A 14,355-nucleotide genomic window follows, 5' to 3' on the forward strand; every position below is an offset into this window, starting at 1 on the left:
CCCCTCTGGTGTCATAGAGTCATGGCCATTTCAGCGGCACAGATCGAGCGCATCGGCTCCCAGATCCGGGAGCTGATGGGGGTCGACGTGTCCGCGCTGTCTCGCGACGAGTTTCTCGAGCAGTTGGAGGCGGCCGCCACGCTGGAGAAGATCGCGGGGGCATTCTCCGCGCGCTACGCCGCCGACGTGAAGCGCCGCAGCGCCCCGGAGGAGCCCGGCGGAGGCTTCGCACGTCGCGAGGGTCACGGCAATGCAGGGAACATGATCTCGACGTTCACCGGCGGTTCGGTGGCACGCGCCATGAGTGCCATGGAGGCGGGGGACGCGTTTACGCCGGTGCCGGTGCCTGTAGTGGAGCCGGAGCTGTTGTCCAAGGCTGGTGCTGCGGGGGATCGAGGCCCCGTGCCTGCGCCCGCACCGCCGCCTGCGCCGGTCACGCGGCCCAAGTATCCGTTGGTCGCGGCGGCACAGACGGCGGGCGCGATGTCCATCGAGACCGCGGCGGTGATCGTCGAGGGGCTTAACTTGCTGCGCGACCGCGTCGAGCCGGACTATCTCGATTCGGTCGAGGCCGCCTTTGTAGAGAAGTCCGCCGGGTTGAGCGTGCACCAGATGAAGCGCGTGGTGTCGCGAGCGATTGCGAAGGTCGACCAGAAGGACCTCGTCAAGCGTGAGCGGCGCCATCACGAGGAGCGGTACTTCTGGTGGAAGCAGGACGTCTCAGGGATGGTGACGTTCCACGGCAAGCTCGACGCTGTCACGGCGGCACCCATCATCACGGTGATCGAGCAACTGGCGACGCGTGACGTGCGCAAACAATCTCGCGACGAGCAAGCCCCAGGGGACGACAAGCGCACCGTCGGACAGATCCGCGCTGATGCCCTCCATGAGCTGGCCCGCCACGCCTTGGGCTGCGGCAAGATGCACAAGTCCGGCGTGCGCACGTCCGTGGTGGTGCGCGTTGACAAGCGCGACCTGGAGCGCCAGACGGGGCTGGCGACCATCGACGGTATCGAGACGCCGGTGTCGCTCGAGGCGGCCGGGATGTGCTGCGGAGACGCCGAATTCGTGATGCAGTTCGTCGACACCTACGGCAACGTGCTCCACCAGAATCCCCAGCACCGTAAGTTCACTCAGAAGCAGCGCCGACGCCATGCTGGAACGCGACGGCGGCTGCGCACGGTGCCATGCGCCGCCCGCACACTGCGAGGCTCATCACATCCGGTGGTGGATGTTCGGCGGCCTCACCACGGTGGACAACGGAGTCATGCTCTGCACCCGATGTCACCATGACGTGCACCGCTACGGCTGGATCATCGAGATCTTCAACGGCAAGGTCTACTTCACGCCCCCCGGCGGTGACGAGTCGCAGAGGTTCCTCGGCGGCGACGCCGCCTTCGACCTTGACCTCGCTGCGCCTCCCACCCTCGGCGGCGAACCCGTCATCGACGATCACTTCATTGCCGACCTCCTCGAGAGTGACCGCAAGGTGGACGACTACTGGTGGCCCACTCCTCAGGAAGAAGCCGAGCTCAATCACTTCGTCAGCGTCTGACGGGAGAACTCTGCCCATCGGCGGGTCGGGCACGAACGCCCTGCCCTCTCAGGCACGCCGCGCTACCGTGGTGCCAGTTACCAGGCAACTGGCTCGGCCGCGCTCCAGGCGCGCCAACCAAAGGAGGACGAGCGTGGCGAAGCGTTCCGGCACCACCGCGCCCCAGCAGCGCGACAAGCGCGAACACTGGTCGGGGCAGACCGCATTTATCCTCGCCGCCATCGGCTCCGCCGTGGGCCTGGGGAACATCTGGCGCTTCCCCGGCGAGGCCTACGACAACGGCGGGGGAGCGTTCATGATCCCCTACCTGATCGCGCTGCTGACGGCAGGCATTCCGATCCTGTTGCTCGAGCACGGCATCGGCCATCGCTTCCGCGGCTCAGCCCCTCTGAGCTTTCGTCGCATGCACCACAGGGCCGAGGCGGTCGGGTGGTGGCACGTGGCCATCTGCTTCATCATCGGGCTGTACTACACGGCGATCATCGCGTGGGCGCTGAGCTATTTCGTCTTCAGCTTTGACCTGGCCTACGCGGATGACCCCGCGGGCTTCTTCAGCGGCGAGTACCTCCAGGCGGCGGCGCCGGGCTTCTCCCTCGACTTCGTGCCCGGGGTGCTGATCCCGCTCGCGGCGATCTGGATCGTGACGATTGTGGTGCTGTGGCGTGGCCTGGCCAAGGGCGTCGAGCGGCTCAACGTGATCGGCATTCCGCTGCTGGTCGTTACCTTTGGGATCCTGGTGGTCCGTGCGCTGTTCCTCGACGGCGCCGCCGAGGGTCTTGACGCGCTCTTCACCCCCGACTTCTCGGCGCTCTCCAATCCCGAGGTGTGGGTCGCCGCCTACGGCCAGATCTTCTTCTCACTGTCGCTCGGCTACGGCGTGATGATGACCTACGCGTCCTACCGCAGGCGTCGCTCCAACGTTACGAGCCCGGCCCTGGTCGTGGCCTTCGGTAACAGCTCCTTCGAGCTGCTCGCCGGCCTTGGAGTGTTCGCGACCATCGGCTTCCTCGCCGCCCAACAGAATGTCGCGGTCGCCGATCTCGACGGCCTCACCGGCATCTCGCTGTCGTTCGTCACGTTCCCCACGGTCATCGCGCAGATGGCGGGAGGTCAGCTGTTCGGGGCCCTGTTCTTCGGCTCTCTGGTGGTCGCGGGATTGACCTCGCTCGTGTCGGTCCTCCAAACCGTGTCGAGTGCGCTCCAGGACAAGTTCGGCTGGTCGCCGCAGCGCGGTGCGCTCACGGTCGGAATTCCGTCCGCGATCCTGTCGATCATCGGCTTCGGCACCACCACCGGCCTCAACCTGCTGGACGTCATGGACCAGTGGTCCAACCAGCTCGGCGTGGTATTCGGCGCGGTGCTGATGATCGCGGCCGCGCTGTGGCTCGCTCGCCGCGGGCCCGAACTGTCGCGGCACCTGTCCGCCATCTCGACCTTCCGGGTGGGTCGCGTGTGGACCATCGTGATCAACCTGGTCGCCGTGCTGTTGTTGTACATGTTCGTGTCGAAGTTCATCGCGCTCCTGGCAGACGGCTACCCGGGCTACCCCGGCTGGTACCTCGCCGCCTTCGGGTGGGGGACGCTCGGCTTCATCGCCGTCGTCGCCATCGCGATGCCCGCCTTCGCCTGGGCCAAGGACCACGGTGAGTTCCATCCGTGGCCCACCCGGCCGCAGCTCGACCTCGCGCCCGACCCGATGCTCACGCCCGAGCCGCTAGACGTCACGCCGCCGCCAATTCGACGCGCCACGCCGCCGCCCCCACCACCGCAAGCAGACGACAAGGAGGGCCAGCCATGAGCGGCCCCGCCATCGCCCTGATGCTCGTGTCGATGATCGTCATCTGGGGCGGCCTCGCCGGAGCCATCTGGTTCCTCGCTCGCCGGCCCGAGCGCGACGATCTCCCGCCCGGCGGCGAGGACGAGCACGTCGATCCCGCCGCCTCGTAGCCGCGCGGTGCGGGCAGTGGCCCGCCGCTCGCGCCGGCCCGAGCGTCACTGACGCGCCTGGACTACGCGTCCGCGTCGACCATCTGACCGGCGTCCACGACCTCGCCCACCAGGCGTTCGATGACGTCCTCGAGCATCGCCGCGCCGATGACCTCGTCGGTCTCGGTGTCCTTGACGAGGGCGATGTGGGTGCCGCGCGCCTGCATGGCGGTTAGCGCCCGCTCGAGTGAGGCATCGGCCGTCACCCAGGTGAAGGGCCGCACCGCGGAGTCGGGGATCGGCTTGGTGGCCGTGCCGCGCTCCGGATCGACGAAGTCCTTGAGGTGCAGGTAGCCCACGTAGCGGCCGTCCTCATCCACCAGCGGGAACCGGGAGAACCCGGTGCGCAGCGACGCCTTGATCGCCTTTTGGGGCGTGACGTCGACGGGGAGCACCTCGAGCTCGTCACACGGCGTGAGCACATCGAGCACCGTCTCGAACGACAGGGTGAGCGAACCCGACATCACAAGGTGTTCGTCCTCGTCGATCAGGCCCTCCTCCCGCGACTCGGCCACGAACGCGGCCACCTGGTCGGCGTCGAACGCGGACTCGACCTCATCGCGCGGGGAGACCCGGAGGGCACGGAGCACGATGTTCGCGAGCCAGTTCAGCGCCACGATCACGGGTCGCAGGATCCACACGATGCCGTACAGCGCCGGTCCCAGCAGCAGCGCCGAGCGCTCGGGACCCGCGATTGCGATGTTCTTAGGCACCATCTCGCCCAGCACCATGTGGAGGAATACCACGATGAGCAGCGCGATGGCGAATGCTATGCCGTGCAACCACGCGCCCTCGATGCCCAGCGCGCCCAGCGGCCGCTCGAGTTGGTGCGCGACCGCAGGCTCACCCAGGGCACCGAGGCCCAGCGAGCACGCCGTGATGCCCAACTGCGCGCCCGCCATCATGAGCGACACCTTTTCCATCGCGCGCACCGTGATGCGCGCGCTCCAGGAGCCAGCCGCGGCGCGCGGCTCGATCTGGCTGCGCCGCGCCGAGACGAGCGCAAACTCGGACCCCACGAAGAAGGCGTTGCCGAACAGCAGCAGGACGGTCAGTCCGATCGCGAGCCCGTCAGACATTGCTGCCCTCCTGCTGAGCGAAGTCCTTGCGCACGGCGTCCTCGTTTTCCGGTTCGATGATCTCGATGATGATGCGGTCCACGCGGTGGCCGTCCACGCGGGTGACCGTCATCCGCACCTGGACCGGGGTGGGTAGGTCGTCCTCGTCGAGCTCGGCCTCGTTCATGGCCGCGACCTCGATGGTGTCGCCGGGCACGGGAAAGCGCTCCAGTTGCTCCGTGAGGAAGCCGCCCAGCGTGTCGGACTCCTTCGCCTCGGGGAGGTCCAGGTTCATGGCGTCGCCGGCCTCATCGGGACGCAGCAGCCCCGACAGCGACCATCGGTCGTCGCCGACCTTGCGGTAGCGCGAGACGGGTCGGTCCTGCTCGTCCTCGATCTCGCCGACGATCTCCTCGACGAGGTCCTCCAGGGTGACGATGCCGTCCGTGCCGCCGTACTCGTCGACGACCACCGCGACCTGGGAACCCGCGCGCAGGGCCTCGAGCACCGCCGCGAGAGGCATGGTCGACGGCACCGACTCGACGGGCATGCAGATCTCCGACACCGGGGTCGACTTCCGTTGGCGCACGGGCACCGCAAGCGCTCGCTTGAAGTGCGCCACGCCCACGATGTCGTCGACATCCTCGCCGGTGACGGGGAAGCGGGCGTGACCCGTACGGGAGGCGAGGGTGAGTACCTCGGCGACGGTCGCATCGGCCGCCACAAAGTCCACGCGTGTGCGCGGGGTCATCGCGTCCGACGCGGTGCGTTCCCGCATCTCCGCCGCGCGCGCCAGACGCGTCGCAACGCGCGGCTCCAAGGTGCCCTGCGCCGCCGAGCGCGACGCGATCGCCTCGAACTCCTCGGCCGAGCGTGCCGACGCGAGCTCCTCGCGCGGCTCGATGCCCAGGCGGCGCACCAGCCAGTTCGCTGAGCCGTTGAGGAAGCGGATGAGCGGCCCCATGAACCACGTGAAGCCGCGGTTGGCGCCGGCGACGGCGCGGCCGATCCGCATCGGCTCCGCAATGGCCCAGTTCTTGGGCACCAGCTCACCGAAGACCATCTGCGTGGCGGTCGCAATGATGAAGGCCGCCGTGATCGCGATGGCCATGGCGGATCCCGACGGCAGGCCGAACGCCTCGAGCCCGGGCGCGAGCAGCGTCGCGAGGGACGGCTCCGCAATGAAACCCACGAGCAGCGACGTCACCGTGATGCCGAGCTGGGCGCCCGAGAGCTCCGTCGACAGGGTCGTGATCGCCGACTTCAGCGAGGCGGCGCGCTTGTCGCCGCTCGCGGCCTCGCGGTCAACGCTCGGCCGGTCGACCGTCATGAAGGCGAACTCGGCGGCCACGAACAGGGCGTTCGCGGCGATGAGGAGCACCGCCAGAAGAAGCAAGAGCCACGCTTCGGTCATGCGACACGGCCGATGCTGTGAGAACTCGCGCTCACGACGCACGGTGCGTACGCGAAGGCGAGGTCAGCGCGGTGGCTGAGGTGGACGAGGGCAGGCGCCGGGACTCGCGTGTGCGCGAAGGGCCGGCGCTTCGGACTATGGCCGTCGGACATGCGGGGATTCTACGTGAACCTGGGCGCTCGCGGGAGTCTCGGTTACGGTGAAGTCAGAGCGCGGTCGGGGGAGCCGCCCACAAGCGCGTGAGGGGAAGACACCGATGACGCAGTTGGTCGTGGACGCCGCCCACTGGCAGACGCGCCTCGAGGCGCTCGCGGACCGTTTCGGGGTCCCCGGCGCGCAGGTGGGGATCTTGCGGACCGAGGCCGATGCCGCCGATGACCACGTCGACATCCTGACTCACGGCGTGTCCCGGGTGGCGACGGGTCAACCCGTCACGGAGTCCACCGTCTTCCAGATCGGTTCCATCACTCAGGTGTGGACCGCGACCTTGGCGATGCAGGCCATCGACGAGGGACTGCTGACGCTCGACACCCGCGTGTGCGAGGTGCTGCCCGAGCTCACCCTCGCGGACAAGGCCGCCCGTGAACAGCTGACGGTGTCGCACCTGCTGACCCACACCAACGGGGTCGATGGCGACGTGTTTTCCGACACGGGCCGCGGGGACGACGCGCTCGAGCGCTACGTGGAGACCCTGCACTCCGCCCAGCAGGTCTCACCCGTGGGGGAGACCTGGTCGTACTCGAACACCGGGTTCATCCTGCTGGGCCGCGTGATCGAGAGAGTCTTCGGTACCACCTGGGACGCCGCCATCCGCGACCGGATCGCCGCCCCGCTGGGCCTCGAGCGCACCAGCACCCTGCCCGAGGACGCGCTCCTCCAGGACACCGCCCTCGGACACGTCGTGGGGCTGCCGCACCCGGTGCCCGCGCCGGTGTGGGCCATGCCGCGCTCCGTCGGCCCCGCCGGTCTGATCAACTCGACGGCGGCCGACCTCCTCGCCTTCGTCCAGGCGCACCTGCACCGCGGCACGGGGCTGTCGGGGGAGCGGCTCGTCTCGCCGGAGTCGGCCGATGCCATGGCGGCCCACCAGGTCGACCTTCCCGATCGCGAATCGCTGGGCGACTCGTGGGGCCTCGGATGGATCCGCTTCAGCTGGCTCGGAGAACGGTTGCTGGGCCACGACGGCGCGACCGTCGGCCAACACGCATTCCTGCGCATCCTGCCGTCCGCCGGGCTCGCGGTGACGCTGCTGACCAACGGCGGGCAGTCCCAGGACCTCTTCGAGACCCTCTTTCGGGAGATGTTCGCGGACATCGCGGCGATCGAGGCCGCCCCTGCCTTCGGGCCGCCGGGGGAGAGCGTCGACCTGCCGTTGGGTGACTGGCAGGGCACCTACCGGGGCGCTGCGTTGCAACTCGACGCGTTCATGGACGGGACACACCCCCGCATGCGGCTGACCATGCTCGGCGCGCTCGCGGACCTCGATCCCGAACCCGTCCAGGAGTACGACCTCACCGCCGTCAACGGCGACGACACTCGGCTCGTGTATGCGATCCGCTTCCGTGGCGGGGAGACCTGGTCGCCCGTGACGTTCTATCGCACCGACGCGGGCCGCGCGTATGCCCACTTCGGCGCACGAGCGCTGCCCGCCGTCGAATGACATGACCGACAACCCTGTACGGCCCACGAGCGACAGCGTCCACGATTTTCTGGTGGCCGATGCCGCTGCCGCCGATGCCTCTCTCGCCGTCATCGACGCGGCTCTCGCGGCGGCGCTGCCCGGCGCGAGCCGGCGACTGTGGCGCGGCGTCTTCTGGGGCGGCACCGAGCAGGCGATCATCGGCTACGGAGACATCGTCCAGCAGCGGCCGCGCGGCGCGAGCGTCGAATGGTTTCTCGTGGGCCTCGCGCGCCAACAACGACATGTGAGCCTGTACGTCAACGCCGCCGATGGGCGCGACTATCTGTCGCGCGTGTACGCCGGACGCCTGGCGGCTCCCGGACGCAAGGTCACCGCGGGAGCGGCCGTCCTCACGTTCCGGTCCGCCGAGGACATCGACCTAGACGTGCTGAGCGAGATGGCCCGTCATGCGGGCAGGCTCGCGACCTACTCGTAGCCACGAGCCTCTAGCCGAGGCACGAGAGGATCTCGACAGTCTTCTCCGTGACCGCCGTGGCGGTGTTGCCCGCGGCATCGACGGCGGTGACCTCGACCGAGACGACCCGGTTGAGGATCCCCAGGTCCAGTGCGGACAGTGGCGACACCGCACCCGTCCAGGTGTCGCCGCCGGCAGGTGCGAGGTCGACGTCCACGAGCGTGGAGCCCGCCACGCCAACGGCGAGGCTGACGTCCTCCACGCCGACGTTGTCGCTGGCGGTCACCGCGACGGCCGAATCCGCCGCGCACAGCAGCGAGTCGAGCAGCCAGGCGACGAGGCCCGACACGTCGACGGCGTCGATGACGGGTCGCACCGTGTCGCGCAAGGGGCCTTCCGGAACCACGTCGACGACGGTGTCCTCGACGTCCTCGACCGTGCCCGTCACCCCGTCGCCGACGCCCTCCACGATGTCGGTGACCGCATCGGTGGTGTCCTCGACGGCGCCGCCCACGACGGGGACGCTCACCTCCGCCTCGACGGCCGGGGCGGGCGCGTCACCGACGGCCTCGGCGGGGTCGGGGGCGTCGTCATTGACGTGCGACGGGGCGGACTCCTGCCCGGAGCCGTCGCTGGAGCGCTGCGCTCCCGTACCGCCGGCCGGTGCCGCATCGTCCTCGGATGCGGGCGGTACGGCCGGCTGCGGCTCCGACGGCGAGTCAGGGGGAGCGGTGGAGGTGGGACGGGCGGCTCCGGCCTCGGCGCCTAGCGCCGCTACTGATCGGCCGTCGGCCTCGTCCCAGAGCACCTTCGGAGCCGTGGTGGGGAGCACACTCGTGCCAAGAACGGTCTGATCCCGTTCGGTCGCCGAATCCTCCTCGGCCCACTCGATGACAGTCGGCTCGGAGTCCCGTCCACGATCGCCGCCCCCGTCAAACCCATGCGTGATCATCCATGCACCGGCCGCCGCCGCGGCGGCCGAACCGACACCGATCGCGATCCATCCCGCCACGCTGATGCTCGCCGCGGCGACACCCAGGCGTCCGCGACGCTGTCGCTGAGCCGGCGCCGCTACCTCCACTGTCTCTGTCTCATCAAGGGCGGGGCGGACCGCTGTAAGAGTGGCTGCGGGCGCCGGGGCGTCGGCGACATCCACGCCGCCCGCCTCGACGCGCGCGACGAGGGAGTCGAGTAGCGCGTCGCGATCGCGAAGGCGCGGCGTCGGTGCCGCATCCTGCAGCAATGCGCGCAGTTCCCGGTCTGACATGCTCATCGCGACGCCTCCTTCCGCAGGTGGCTCCCGAGGTTCTCGCGGCCTCTGCTGAGTTGAGTCTTGACGGTGCCGGTGCTGATGCCGAGCGTGTGTGCGACCTCGGCAACCGACAGCCCTTCGTAGTAGTGCAGCACTACCGCCATCCGCTGCCGTTCGGGCAGTCGACCCAGCGCGGAGGACACCGCGATCGCGTCCGTGGTGCGTTGCGCCTCGGCGTCCGTCAGGTCGTCCCAGGTGGCCGCTCGGACGTAGGCCCGGCCTTGGGCATCGGCCCGCCGCCAGGATTGGCGGACAAAGTTGATAGCGACCACGGTGACCCAGCCCGCGAGGTTGTCGGGCTCGGTATCTCCAGTGAGGGTCTTCACGAGGGCGTCCTGGACGGCGTCCTCGGCACGATCCCGGTCCCCGGTGGCCAGCGCCACCGCGCCCACGACGCGTCCGTAGTCGGCGTCCAGGAACTCGGCAATGCGTTCCCTGAGCCGCGTCGGTGCGGTCATGAGCTTCCCTCCCCCCGGAGTAGTCGCTTGGCTTCAGGTCTACCAGGTGTGTCCGTGTGCTGCGGGCAAGTGTGACGATGTCCACGTCTGTCGCCGCGCGACGCCCCGCGCCGGCCGCTGAGGTGGCCGGCGCGGGACGCGGGTGCAGCGGTGGATCACCGCGATCCCAGGAGGGAATCGAGGTTGACGTCGAGCAAGGAACCTCCGCTGCTCTGCTGAGGCGCGAGCAGGCCGGACGTATCGAGCTCAATGAGAGACCGCGAGTCGTCGTCTCCGCCCACCTGCGCGTCGACGTCCGCGTCGAGCAGGGAGCCAAGATCTGCGACCACGTTCGCATCGAGCAATCCGTTGCCGCCCGAGGTGCTGTTCAGGACGTCGAGGTCGGCATCGGCGTCGATGAGCGAGCCGTCGGTGCCGACGTCGAGGTCCACGTCAGCGTCGACGAGTGAGTCATCGGTGCCGACGCCCAGGTCGACGTCCGCATCCACGAGCGAGTCGTCCCCGCCGACATCAAGGTCGACATCCGCGTCGATGAGCGAGCCGCCGTCGTCACCGCTTCCGGCGCCACCATCATCACCGCCGGAATCGCCGTCGCCACCGCTGCCGCCGGAGCCGCCATCTCCACCGGAACCGCCTGTGCCGCCAGCTCCTCCGGCACCGCCAGCGCCGCCAGCTCCTCCGGCACCGCCAGCTCCTCCGGCACCGCCAGCGCCTCCGGCACCGCCAGCGCCGCCGACGCCATCGGCGCCGTTGGTGCCATCCATGCCGCCTGCTCCGTCGGCGCCCGCCGTACCTTGGGAAGCGCCGCCGCTGGCGTCTGCACTCGCGTCGTCGCCCGATCCGGCCGAGCCCGAGGCCGCAGCCGTATAGGTCGTGTCCTCGCCCGGCATGCACACGCCGGAGGCGTAGCGGACGCCTTCCACCTGCAGCGCTTCGCTGCTGGTCGTTGCCTGCTGGGCGACGGCATCGGCCGTCGAAGCGGTGACGAGGTCGTCGGCTGAGGCCGCCCCGCCGATGGCCCATGAGCCGACCAGGGCGAGGACGGCCCCCACCGCCGCCGACGAGATGCCGACCGTGGTGGTCTGAGAGCGTGGTGTCGTAGTGGACATGGCATTCTCCTTCCGTGCTGTGCGTCATTGCATGCCGTGGAGCGGCTCCATGAACGTGATGCACGGGAGGGCGAACGGGTTGACACGCCACCCAAGAATTTAGGAAATAACCTCGTTACCTGGTGTTTCGGTGTCGAGGTGGCGCACCACTCGCGCCGGATTGCCGGCGACGACGACCCCCGGCGGGACATCCTTGGTGACGACGGAGCCGGCCGCCACGACCGAGCCGCGGCCGATGGTGACGCCCGGGCAGATCACCACCGAGCCTCCCAGCCACACGTCTTCCTCGAGGGTGATGGGGAAGGCCCGTTCCCAGCCCTCGCGACGCGTCTCGACGTCGAAGGCGTGATTGACCGTGTAGAACCTCGCGTCGGGCCCGATGAGGGCGTGATCCCCGATCGTGACGATGCCCGAGCCGAGGATCATGAGGTTGGCATTGATGAACACGTGGGCACCCATGCGGACGCGTTCCTTGTACTCGAAGTAGATCGGGGGACGGAAGTCCAGCCCTGGGCCGCACTCGCCAAGCATCTCCTCGAGCAGGTGGGTCGCGACGCCCGGCTCGTCGTAGTACAGGGTGCTCAGCTCACGCAGGCGCGCCAAGGTGGCCCGTTGCATGTCGGCGAGCTCGGGGCCCGCGCGGTAGCGGAACCACTCGTCTGCCGCGAGCTTCTGATACTCGCTACGGCTGTCGTCCTCGACGGGCGGCTCGGCCATCTTGGCGCGGTAGTCGTCGGCGCGTTGCTGGGCTGGGTCGGTCACAGTGACTCCTTGCGGCGGCGGGTAACTCCCCACAACCTAAGGGGCCTGACTCAGCCGACACCAGGACCTCCGCCGGTCTTACGCGAAGTGACGCTCCGGATGGGGCAGCCGCTGCCCACTGTCGAGTTCGTGGTGCAGGTAGAAGGCGCGGTCGCCAGTGGCGGGGTCGCGGTGCACAAAGCCGTGGCGCTGGTAGAAGCGCAGCGCGTCGGCATCGGGCTCGTCCACGAAGACCTCCGCGGCCTCGATCCCGCGCGCCCTCGCCTGAGCCGCGAGCGCGGTCATGAGCGCCGATCCCGCGCCGCGCCCGCGTTCTGCCGGCCTCACATAGAGGTCCTCGAGCGCCGCAATGTCTCCGTCGCCGTAGGACGTTGCCCTCAGCGCCACCGTCGCGAAGCCGATCACCGGCTCTCCGACCAACACGGCGAAGAAGTCGCGTCTCGCGAGCAGGCGGCTGAGTCGCGCCTCGACAACCTCGCGGTCGTCGACCGACGCCGCGAACTCGCGGTTGAAGTCGCACAGCATGGCGGCGAGTACTGCCGCATCGTGGGGAGTCGCGGTGCGGGTAGTCGCCGAGAGGGGCAACGCTGCCGGGTCCATACGTTTGACATTACGGGTGTGGCCGCCTCGTCGCGCGGTGAAGCGGCCGCACGGCGCTATCGGTACATCGGAGTCAGTGCCTCGTAGTCCTCCACGCCTCCGTCGGCCAGGCACGTCTCGATGATCCGCCGGCCCAGGTCCGACAGGTCAGGAGTGAGGAATCGCGCCAGTTCCGCCTTGAAGAAGCCGGTGAGGATCGCGCAGCCGCGGTCGTAGACCTCGGTGCCGACCTGCGACTGCATCTCGGGGCGCAGCAGCGTGCGCCTCACCGACTGTCCGTCCAGCGTGATCTCGGTCGGCGCGTAGCCGAACAGTGCGCACCGCGCCGGCTCGAGCTGGTCGTGGCGCATGCGGCCGCCGCCCTTGCGTGCGAGCCACTCGCGGGTGAGCCACTCGGCGGCAAACCCCACCTTGTAGGCGCCGATGTGCTGGTTGGGTGTGAGGACGTAGCGGGTCCGGTCGTAGGTGGTGAGTTGCTCGAGAAGGAGGTTCGCCGCGGCGACCTTCGTGCCCGTCGAGAACGGCCAGTACGACCCGACCCCCTCCGAGACCATGCCGCCGTGCGCCAAGGTGGCCACGGCATCGGCCGCCTCCCCAATCGAGGGATTCTTGTCGCCGCGGGGCGCGATGAGTCGCCACAGCCACGCGATTGCCGGCGGCACGAAGTGCGTCATCCCCATGATTCCGTAGGTGGGGTTGTCGCGGGTGCAGGCGGGCATCCGCACGCCGAACGTGCGCACGTCGACCGCGGCGGGCTCGTGGACGATGCCGTCGATGCCGCGCCGGGGGATCACCACGCGGGGGTTGGGGCACGGGGTGCCGTCGGCGTCGGGAGTGTGTTCCCACGGCAGGGCGGTGGCATCGGCCACCCCATCGATGCTGAAGAACACCAGCGGCTGCTCCGGGTGGATCACCGCGCGCTCGAAGTGCGGGTCCTGGCCGTACGACGTGAGGTTGTCGACGCGGACAAACCAGCCGTCCTCGGCATCGGCTACCACCAACTTGCCGCTGCCGTCCTGGACGGCCGGGTGACACAGCGTCATGTCGTCGGTGACGGGGGAGAGGTCCGACGTCTCGGACAGTGTCAGGTGATAGTCCTCGCCGGTGACCACGTTGCGGCCCAACAGGATCCGGCCGTCGTCCTCGCGGCGCAGGTCCTGGCACATCTCGGACTTGCCGCCGCCCGAGGCGCCCTCGTGCATGATCACGGTCTCGTTGTCGTACGGCGTGGTGACCCGTACCGACGAGGCGTGCGCCGTGATCCATCCCTCGGTCTCGCCGATGTCGAGCAGCACCGAGAACACGCCCTTCTTGGCGCTGGGGCCCGGGTACAGGTTGTAGGCGAAGATCTCGTGCAGGGTCGCGGTGCGATCGTGGACGACCACCTGCTTGCCGCCGAAGTGGGTGTGACGCATGGGCGGGGCCACGTAGAGGATCGACCGCGGCGAAAAGGCTCCCAGTTCGTCGAACGTGACCCAACCCTGCAGGTCGACCAGGGCGAGCGCAAAGAAGGCGGCGTTCAGCGGGACCACCGCGAGCGAGGGTGAGCCGTAGGTGAGGCCGCCGGCCTTGAAGGGCACCACCACGAGATCCTGGTCGGCGAGCCACGCAAACGTGTCGGCGCGCGTGCCGGTGAAGGCCTGTCCGAAGCGGTCGGCGAACCGCGTCTTGTCGGTGGGGCGCGAGTCGGCGATGACCATGCACTGCGGGTCGCGCCGGCGCATGTAGTCCTCGGGATAGTTGGCAGCCACACCGTTGCGGCACCGTGTCACGGTCGCCTCCGTGACGACCTCGCCATCGACGTCGTAGTCCACCCGGTGGTGAGGTCCGCCAGCGGGGCCCAGCGCGAGCGCATAGAGCTCGGCGCGCGTCGCGGGCACCGTGACCGAGGGTGCGGCCGCGAGCGTGGCGGTCAGCTCGGGGCCGAGCGACACCTGGGCGAGGACCGGGGAATCGAGCATGATGGACATGGGCTGGCTCCTTCGCGTGCGGCGGCCAGAGGGCC

Annotated in this window: 14 protein-coding genes; 6 read left to right on the forward strand and 8 right to left on the reverse strand. The window is 69.2% G+C overall.

Annotation, left to right across the window (positions count from 1 at the left end; translation table 11 throughout):
* Positions 1–21 precede the first annotated feature (21 nt).
* From B7K24_RS12840 to B7K24_RS12850, 4 genes are all read left to right on the forward strand, one after another.
* Positions 22–1,293 (forward strand): DUF222 domain-containing protein, encoded by a 1,272-nt coding sequence (locus B7K24_RS12840; RefSeq protein WP_084130740.1) that lies wholly within the window; start codon positions 22–24, stop codon positions 1,291–1,293.
* A complete protein-coding gene (locus B7K24_RS13695; protein WP_373994171.1) occupies positions 1,232–1,555 on the forward strand; it encodes a hypothetical protein in 324 nt (107 codons plus the stop codon). Before B7K24_RS12840 ends, B7K24_RS13695 begins: the two co-directional genes overlap by 62 nt.
* Before the next feature lie 133 nt (positions 1,556–1,688).
* Positions 1,689–3,353 (forward strand): sodium-dependent transporter, encoded by a 1,665-nt coding sequence (locus B7K24_RS12845; protein ID WP_234986712.1) that lies wholly within the window; start codon positions 1,689–1,691, stop codon positions 3,351–3,353.
* Positions 3,350–3,502, forward strand: a complete 153-nt coding sequence (locus B7K24_RS12850) for a methionine/alanine import family NSS transporter small subunit (protein WP_084102846.1) — start codon at positions 3,350–3,352, stop codon at positions 3,500–3,502. Before B7K24_RS12845 ends, B7K24_RS12850 begins: the two co-directional genes overlap by 4 nt.
* 62 nt (positions 3,503–3,564) lie before the next feature.
* On the opposite strand, the gene B7K24_RS12855 is transcribed toward B7K24_RS12850, so the two are convergent.
* Together B7K24_RS12855 and B7K24_RS12860 are read right to left on the reverse strand one after the other, a co-directional pair.
* On the reverse strand, positions 3,565–4,620 hold the full coding sequence (locus B7K24_RS12855) for a hemolysin family protein (protein ID WP_084130742.1): 1,056 nt from the start codon (positions 4,618–4,620) through the stop codon (positions 3,565–3,567).
* The gene (locus tag B7K24_RS12860) at positions 4,613–6,013 is read right to left on the reverse strand and encodes a hemolysin family protein (RefSeq protein WP_084130743.1); all 1,401 of its coding nucleotides are present in this window, start codon (positions 6,011–6,013) and stop codon (positions 4,613–4,615) included. Before B7K24_RS12860 ends, B7K24_RS12855 begins: the two co-directional genes overlap by 8 nt.
* Before the next feature lie 256 nt (positions 6,014–6,269).
* On the opposite strand from B7K24_RS12860, the gene B7K24_RS12865 reads away from it, so the two are divergent.
* Positions 6,270–7,673 carry a serine hydrolase gene (locus B7K24_RS12865; RefSeq protein WP_144268321.1) on the forward strand — a complete coding sequence of 468 codons (1,404 nt, stop codon included), beginning with the start codon at positions 6,270–6,272 and terminating at the stop codon, positions 7,671–7,673.
* Between the two features lies 1 nt (position 7,674).
* Positions 7,675–8,130 carry a DUF1801 domain-containing protein gene (locus B7K24_RS12870; protein ID WP_084130744.1) on the forward strand — a complete coding sequence of 152 codons (456 nt, stop codon included), beginning with the start codon at positions 7,675–7,677 and terminating at the stop codon, positions 8,128–8,130.
* Between the two features lie 10 nt (positions 8,131–8,140).
* Here B7K24_RS12870 and B7K24_RS12875 read toward each other — a convergent pair whose 3' ends face one another.
* The 6 genes from B7K24_RS12875 to B7K24_RS12900 all read right to left on the reverse strand — a co-directional run bounded on the left by B7K24_RS12875 (position 8,141) and on the right by B7K24_RS12900 (position 14,320).
* A complete protein-coding gene (locus B7K24_RS12875; protein WP_084130745.1) occupies positions 8,141–9,382 on the reverse strand; it encodes a hypothetical protein in 1,242 nt (413 codons plus the stop codon).
* Positions 9,379–9,879 carry an RNA polymerase sigma factor gene (locus B7K24_RS12880; RefSeq protein WP_084130746.1) on the reverse strand — a complete coding sequence of 167 codons (501 nt, stop codon included), beginning with the start codon at positions 9,877–9,879 and terminating at the stop codon, positions 9,379–9,381. Before B7K24_RS12880 ends, B7K24_RS12875 begins: the two co-directional genes overlap by 4 nt.
* Positions 9,880–10,034: 155 nt before the next feature.
* Positions 10,035–10,988: a hypothetical protein gene (locus tag B7K24_RS13580; protein ID WP_084130747.1), complete on the reverse strand. Its 954-nt coding sequence runs from the start codon at positions 10,986–10,988 to the stop codon at positions 10,035–10,037.
* A 99-nt stretch (positions 10,989–11,087) separates the two neighbouring features.
* On the reverse strand, positions 11,088–11,750 hold the full coding sequence (locus B7K24_RS12890) for a sugar O-acetyltransferase (RefSeq protein ID WP_234986713.1): 663 nt from the start codon (positions 11,748–11,750) through the stop codon (positions 11,088–11,090).
* A gap of 78 nt (positions 11,751–11,828) precedes the next feature.
* The gene (locus tag B7K24_RS12895) at positions 11,829–12,350 is read right to left on the reverse strand and encodes a GNAT family N-acetyltransferase (protein ID WP_084130748.1); all 522 of its coding nucleotides are present in this window, start codon (positions 12,348–12,350) and stop codon (positions 11,829–11,831) included.
* Between the two features lie 56 nt (positions 12,351–12,406).
* Positions 12,407–14,320, reverse strand: a complete 1,914-nt coding sequence (locus B7K24_RS12900) for a DUF4914 family protein (RefSeq protein WP_084130749.1) — start codon at positions 14,318–14,320, stop codon at positions 12,407–12,409.
* Positions 14,321–14,355 lie beyond the last annotated feature (35 nt).

The organism is Demequina sp. NBRC 110055, from assembly GCF_002090135.1.
Classification (GTDB): Bacteria; Actinomycetota; Actinomycetes; order Actinomycetales; family Demequinaceae; genus Demequina.